This is a genomic window from Aquiflexum sp. (genome assembly GCF_041749095.1).
In the GTDB taxonomy this organism is placed as follows: domain Bacteria; phylum Bacteroidota; class Bacteroidia; order Cytophagales; family Cyclobacteriaceae; genus Aquiflexum.
Map to the genome: position 1 here is coordinate 1 of NZ_JBGTCA010000167.1, position 6,769 is coordinate 6,769.

General features: G+C 39.3%; 9 protein-coding genes. 6 read left to right on the forward strand and 3 right to left on the reverse strand.

Features of this window, described 5'->3' with window-relative positions; translation table 11 throughout:
* From ACEW8O_RS08185 to ACEW8O_RS08195, 3 genes are all read right to left on the reverse strand, one after another.
* A partial coding sequence (locus ACEW8O_RS08185; protein ID WP_373494132.1) for a hypothetical protein occupies nt 1-366 on the reverse strand: 366 nt, incomplete at its 3' end.
* A gap of 33 nt (nt 367-399) precedes the next feature.
* A complete protein-coding gene (locus ACEW8O_RS08190; RefSeq protein WP_373494133.1) occupies nt 400-1,020 on the reverse strand; it encodes a DUF2867 domain-containing protein in 621 nt (206 codons plus the stop codon).
* Complete coding sequence (locus ACEW8O_RS08195) at nt 1,010-1,402, reverse strand: hypothetical protein (RefSeq protein WP_373494134.1); 393 nt, start codon at nt 1,400-1,402, stop codon at nt 1,010-1,012. The genes ACEW8O_RS08190 and ACEW8O_RS08195 overlap by 11 nt, the downstream gene beginning before the upstream one ends.
* 290 nt (nt 1,403-1,692) lie before the next feature.
* On the opposite strand from ACEW8O_RS08195, the gene ACEW8O_RS08200 reads away from it, so the two are divergent.
* The 6 genes from ACEW8O_RS08200 to ACEW8O_RS08225 all read left to right on the forward strand — a co-directional run bounded on the left by ACEW8O_RS08200 (nt 1,693) and on the right by ACEW8O_RS08225 (nt 6,629).
* The gene (locus tag ACEW8O_RS08200) at nt 1,693-1,848 is read left to right on the forward strand and encodes a hypothetical protein (protein WP_373494135.1); all 156 of its coding nucleotides are present in this window, start codon (nt 1,693-1,695) and stop codon (nt 1,846-1,848) included.
* Between the two features lie 126 nt (nt 1,849-1,974).
* Nucleotides 1,975-2,235: a UPF0175 family protein gene (locus tag ACEW8O_RS08205; RefSeq protein WP_373494136.1), complete on the forward strand. Its 261-nt coding sequence runs from the start codon at nt 1,975-1,977 to the stop codon at nt 2,233-2,235.
* Nucleotides 2,235-2,735 carry a DUF3368 domain-containing protein gene (locus ACEW8O_RS08210; protein WP_373494137.1) on the forward strand — a complete coding sequence of 167 codons (501 nt, stop codon included), beginning with the start codon at nt 2,235-2,237 and terminating at the stop codon, nt 2,733-2,735. Before ACEW8O_RS08205 ends, ACEW8O_RS08210 begins: the two co-directional genes overlap by 1 nt.
* A 196-nt stretch (nt 2,736-2,931) precedes the next feature.
* A complete protein-coding gene (locus ACEW8O_RS08215; protein ID WP_373494140.1) occupies nt 2,932-3,258 on the forward strand; it encodes a helix-turn-helix domain-containing protein in 327 nt (108 codons plus the stop codon).
* A 99-nt stretch (nt 3,259-3,357) separates the two neighbouring features.
* Nucleotides 3,358-3,714: a type II toxin-antitoxin system HigA family antitoxin gene (locus tag ACEW8O_RS08220; protein ID WP_373494138.1), complete on the forward strand. Its 357-nt coding sequence runs from the start codon at nt 3,358-3,360 to the stop codon at nt 3,712-3,714.
* A 47-nt stretch (nt 3,715-3,761) separates the two neighbouring features.
* The gene (locus ACEW8O_RS08225; RefSeq protein WP_373494139.1) at nt 3,762-6,629 is read left to right on the forward strand and encodes a PVC-type heme-binding CxxCH protein; all 2,868 of its coding nucleotides are present in this window, start codon (nt 3,762-3,764) and stop codon (nt 6,627-6,629) included.
* The last annotated feature ends 140 nt before the right edge of the window (nt 6,630-6,769 follow it).

The following is a 6,769-nucleotide window of genomic DNA, read 5'->3' on the forward strand; positions in this document are numbered from 1 at the left end:
GCTCCCGCACTGACAGATTAGAAATGATCCGATCATACCCTCCAGAAACTTCTGTGGGGCGAATTCCCTAAACAATGGGTACATCAACCAAAAGATCGAAACAAAAACCAGAGACATGATGGCACTGAACAATACCGAGACGATGAGATAGCTGAAGTACCTCCCGGAATCGAGAAATAACGGCTGAAAAAAATAGTAGAAAGAATAGAAGTTGATAATCCCCCACAGCAACAAAATATAAGGTGCCCCAGCGTGTGTTAACAAAAATTCGAGTTCAGCAGGATTGGAACTGACGCTCATCCATGACAGGGCAACAAAGGTTGTCCAGAACAAAAAATGAACAGTGAAGTAAATTAGTTTCTGCATTTCTCGTTTACATAAGCGTCAATTCCGTGTAAATTAATTAAACTTATGTTTGTCGGAAACACTTTGCTGCTGAAACTTTTCCCATTGGCGTCCAATGAGTCTGAGCATGACCGGATAAACGACAAGCAATCGAAAAGGCTTGATTAATAACATATATACTTTCCCAAACAGCCCTTTTGGTTTTACATATACCGTCATCTGCACACCATGTTTGCCACTCCCTTTAGCCACGCGGCCAAAGTGCACTGCCGCTAACACCGTCACATTCTCAATTTCAGATAACATCTCATCCTTCAAATCATAGACCGGAACAAAGTCTCCAAAGCCTTTGGAATCCATTTCGAGTTTGGTCATTCCTTCCTGATTTGCATAGCGCTCGCGTATGCTGCCAACGGGGAGCGCTTCCTTTACCTTTACGGTATCTTCCCATCCAAACACTTTCCCAAGGAAGAACCTGAACCGAAAGAGCCATCCTGCCAATCCTGTGGTAGCCGTTTTTTCCAGGGCCTGCACAAAAGCAAGGTTCAACTCCCCGATGCTTTGATCCGGATCCAATTCAAGAGGTAGCACCCATACATCTTCTATTCTCAAATCCGGCAGTAACCGATGTACCCTCCATGCATGTTTGAGGTGTTCTTCCTTATTAATTCGCATAGCTCAAGTTTTTAGTTTTCGATAATGGCAACACAAAAAATGAAATAGTGACTACCATGAAAATGGCGAAACCAATACTCCCGTTGGGGAAATAGAACTCCATAGCCAGGCGGGCCAAATAAAGGACAGCAAACATCCCTATGAAAATGCGGCCTGCGGTATTTATCAAAAGTTTACCTGGCATAAATATCAGGATGAAGGCTGTGTAGAAAAAGAATACGATTGAGAACAAATTGAGCATTTGCACAATATTGCTATTGTCGACACTCAGCTTTGCCAACTCTTCGGGCCAATCAAACAAGCCCCAGAAGCCAATGTGTAATATGCCAATCAAAAGATTGACCACTCCTCCAAGTCGAAGTAACAGGATAGATGTTTTCATGTGTATAATATTAATTTTTAACGGTCACTACTTGTCCCGAAAATCGGGATGGAATTCGCGATAAATATTCATCAACCGGTTAGTGTAAATTCGGTCTCGAATATTTATGCTCATTTCATATCTTTTTATTACAAAGGAAGGATCGGGAAATCTAAACAAAAAACGTAATCTGTGAACTGACGAATTGTCTCTGCGAACGATGGAAATTCCTGTTCGTCCAGTACAAACACCGCAGTCCGGCTTACCTGCCCTCCGGGAGGCGGGCTTCACTGCATGCCTCACTGCAAACCATGCCGATAGCTATCGGCACACTATCTTGGCTTCGGGACAGCCTGTCCCAGGAATGGGGATTGCACCTGCGCTTAAGGGATGCCGTTAATCGTCGGCACAAACAATTCACCCGTTGTAGCAGCCAACTTTTTGACCAATATTCAACTTTCAGTTAACTACAGACAAAGGGTCACCTACCATATTCGGGGTTAATAGATGTACCTTATGATTTATGTTGAAAAAAATCCCAAATAGAATTAAACTTCAGGGAAAAACATTATTTTTGAATAAAGTAAATAGAAATGAGTACTCAAACAATATCGGTAGATTTTCCAAATGATATTCTTTTGGCTTTAAATGAGTCAGAAAATGACCTTAAAGAGCGAATTAAGATAACGTTGGCGATTCAATTATATAAACTACAAAAGTTGACAATTGGAAAAGCTGCCCAGCTTTCTGGAATGTCACGATTTGAATTCGAAAAAGAACTCTCTAAAAATAAAATTTCAATTTCAAACTTGAACGAAGAAGATGTTTTAAGCGATATAGAAAAATTGAAATAATGAATAATGGACTTGTAATTGCCGATGCGGGACCTATTTTTTCTTTGGCAATCATTGATAAATTCGAACTTTTAAACCAACTCTTTGACGAAATTAAAATATCAAAAGCAGTTTGGGAAGAAATAACATTGGATAAAAGCACCGAATTTTACAATAAAATAGAGCTGTTCTTTAAGCCAAAAGTTACCGAGATTAAAGGATTTAATGACCTGACATTTGTCATGGATTATGGAGAATCTGAATCTGTAATTTTATACAAAGAACTAAAAGCGAATTTTTTACTCATTGACGATAAAAAAGCTAGAAAGATTGCCGAAAACTTTGATATAAAATGTATCGGAACTTTAGGAATTTTGTCTGTAGCAAAAGATAAAGGCTTAATAAATGAGTTGAGACCAATTTTTAAAACCTTTCTTGAAAACAATCGATACTATTCAATAAAACTATTGAATAAATTACTAGAAAGACATAATGAGTTGAAAATAAAACACATAGTATAATCGAGTAAACCTCCTCGCCGGATTTCTCTAACGAGGTGCACCTTTTACACCCCTCCATAAGGAAGATAATCTAAAAACTTTGGTATTGGCAACTCATGGATTTATAAAGAAAACCGACAAGGTACCAAAAAGGAAATTGACAGGGCTGTTGCCATTAGAGCGGAATACTTTGAAAACAAGAAAAACAAAAAATGATATGGCTACTAAGGAAATAAGAAAGACAAGTTTAGCCGAAATGAAGGACAGATATATCGGCAAGGAAGGAACACCTGAAAGGGATTCTTACGAATACGAACTCAAAATGGAAGTATTGGGTAAAATGATTAAGTCTGCAAGAAAAGAACGAAACATGACCCAGGAGCAGTTAGGAAAACTAATAGGAGTTCAAAAATCCCAAATATCTAAATTAGAAACCAGTGCCAACAGTGCAACCATTGACACCATTATAAAAGTTTTTAAAGCATTAGAAGCCGAAATTAACTTTCATGTAAAAATGGAAGACAACTTTGTGAAACTGGCCTAAAAAAAGAAGGTTGAAAACCCTTTTGAGAACAATGTATTTTTATTCGGTTCATTGGAAGCCATAATGATTACAATAAAGTAGATGCGAATAAAAAAACCTATGGAAATTAAGGCTATAAAAACCGAAGAAGATTATAACCAAGCCCTGAAGAGACTGGAAAAGATATTCCATGCTCCCATGGAGTCAAAAGAGGGTGATGAAGCTGAAATTTTATCAATATTGATTGAAAAGTATGAAGATGAACATTATCCAATCGATGCTCCGGATCCTATTGAAGCAATTAAGTTTAGAATGGAACAAATGGGAATGGACAACAAAGATTTAGCTGAAATTATTGGTTATAAGAGCAGGGTATCAGAGATTTTTAGCCGGAAAAGAAAACTTACGCTCAAAATGATCAGGAATCTTCATGAGAAATTAAAGATACCCTATGAATCCTTGATAACTGACTATTAAATGCACAATTAGCCATCCGAGTAGACATCTGCGCAAGATTCAATTACATGAAATATTTTCCATTAATTTCTGCATTTATATTATTGATTTTTTTCTTTACAAGTTGCCGGCATGTCTCCGATAGTGGCTCCACGTCAATTCAGGAACAGGATTCCTCTGTGTTATATGTGCCAGATGGGCTTGAAGCTCATATTTGGGCGGAAAGTCCTCTTTTTCATAATCCTACAAATATTGATGTGGACATAAGGGGACGGGTGTGGGTAACGGAAGCTGTTAATTATAGAAACTTTAACAATGATTCTACCACCCGTCTTCACCATCCAAAAGGGGATAGGATAGTGATCCTTGAAGATACCAATGGTGATGGAAAGGCTGATGCTTCAAAGGTTTTTGTTCAGGATGAAGATCTCATCGCCCCTTTGGGAATCGCGGTCATAGAAAATAAGGTCTATGTTTCCTGTGCACCGAATTTAATAGTCTATACCGATGAAGATGGAGATGATATTCCTGATAAAAAAGAAATCTTTCTTACGGGGTTCGGGGGGCTGGATCATGACCATAGCCTTCATTCCATTTTAGCAGGGCCTGATGGTAAATTATATTTCAATACAGGAAATGCAGGCCCTCACCAGGTTACGGATAAATCGGGCTGGTCATTAAGAAGTGGAAGTATCTATGCGGGAGGCAGTCCCTATAACAAGAACAATACTCCCGGATTAAAAAGTGATGATGGAAATGTATGGACCGGAGGGCTTGGATTAAGGATCAATCCTGATGGAACAGGCCTTGAAGTTGTGGGGCATAATTTCAGGAATGCCTATGAGCTCGCAGTGGATTCTTATGGAAACATGTGGCAAAATGATAATGATGATGAAGTACAGGGCTGCCGCACAAGCTGGATCATGGAGAAAGGCAATGCAGGGTATGCCAGTGCTGATGGTAGCCGTACCTGGCGGGCCGACAGAAGACCCGGACAAAGCATTCCTATAGCCCATTGGCATCAGGAAGATCCGGGTGTATTTCCAGCAGGGGATGTTACAGGAGCGGGATCTCCTACTGGTGTTACAGTTTATGAGGGGGATGAATTAGGGGAATCTTTCAGAGGCTTGCTTCTGAGTGCAGATGCAGGTAGAAATGTGATATTCGGATACCATCCTGAAGCGGTTGGGGCGGGTTTTAAATTGAAGAGAACTGATTTCATAAGCTCCTTACGGGAAACTACTGAGGATTATATTTGGAATGAAAAATTAACAGATACCAAAAAATGGTTCAGACCCAGTGATATTACCTCCGGAACTGACGGAGCCCTGTATATTGCAGATTGGTACGATCCGATTGTTGGAGGACATGTCATGGATGATACTTTGGGTATCGGAAAGATATACAGGATAATTCCCAAAGGCAAAAATTTACAGGCTCCTAAAATAAACCTTGAAAATACAGAAGGACAAATTCTGGCACTTCTGAATCCCGCAGTAAATGTTCGATATTCAGGATATACCAGGTTGAAAGATTCGGGGTCTAAGGCTATGGTTCAGCTTCAGGAAGTACTGCAATCAGAAAATCCATATCATATTGCCCGGGCACTTTTTTTATTGGCTGAATTCCCGGAGGGTGTTATGGAGGTTGTGAATTCACTATCAAATGAAAACAGCCAGTTAAAAGTTGCCGCAGTAAGAGCTTTGAGAAATGCAGGGAAACTGGATGATAAAATTTTATTAAAGTTAAGCAAAGATAAGAGTGAAGTTATCAGGCGAGAGGTGGCAATCGCTCTATATGATAAACCTTTCACTGGCCTGTATAAAGCCGCACTCATCAATGTCGCCCAATCTTTAGATGAAAATGATAAAGCTTATATTGAAGCCGTAGGAACAGGAGCTAAAGGAAAAGAAGCTGCATTGTATCAAAGTCTGTTGACAATAAATGGTAAGGATCCTTTAAAATGGAGTAAACCTATGGCAGCCATCACATGGCGGTTGCATCCTGAATCTTCAATACCCGAACTGAAGAAAAGGGCTATGGCAGAGACACTTTCTGAAGACGAAAGAAAACAGGCCATCACGGCCCTTGGATTCATCGAAGACAAGGATGCCGCCACAGCCATGTTTGAGCTTACGAAAAATGCCCTGCCTGATGTATCTCAACAGGCAAACTGGTGGTTGACATACAGAAAAACCAATACCTGGTACCATCATGAAATTACAGGCTGGAAGAAACCTGTTGACAATCTTGAAAAAAATTCTGAATTGGTAAGTTTGAAAGATCAATTGCTTTTAATCGGACTCCCTTTGGAAGACAAAATAAAAATAGCAGGAAAGCTGGCCGAAGATTCACCCGGCTCATTGATACTGATTGGTCTTGCAGCGCAAAATAAGATCAATGATGAAGTCAAAAATTCTGTTTCAGAAGCCATACTTAAGAATCCTGACAGGACTGTACAGGCACTTGGTAAAAGGTATTTTATTTATGATGAAAAGGAAACCGTTTCCAATGAAAAAATTCTTGGAAATAAAGGTGACCCGGAACTGGGAAAGATTTTATTTATCAGCAACTGCGGCTATTGCCATAAAGTAGATGGTGTGGGTGCAGAAACCGGCCCTGAGTTAACCATGGTCAAAAATAAATACGATGAAAAGAGACTTTTGGAGGCTATTGTTTTCCCAAACAAAGGTGTGGAGTTTGGATATGAACCGACGATCATAACTACAAAAGATGGTGCCGCGGTATTGGGATTTGTTTATACCGATGGAAAGATCATTGTGCTGAAAAATCAGTTCGGACAAATGCATACTATTGATTCAGAAAACGTGGATATGAAAATCAATCTCAATGCTTCCATTATGCCCGATGCCCAATTGCTGCAATTAAATGAAGAAAAACTCTCTCATATAGTTAAATACCTGATGACCCTTTAATTACTAAAATTCAAAAATGGAAAAAAGAAAATGACAACTTCAAATTGATTGGACGAAAACTTGACCAGGGGTATTAATTTTCTAGCTGCCTTGGCCACGATGATTTCTTTTTATGGTGGATTGATCAATCGAATATCAAT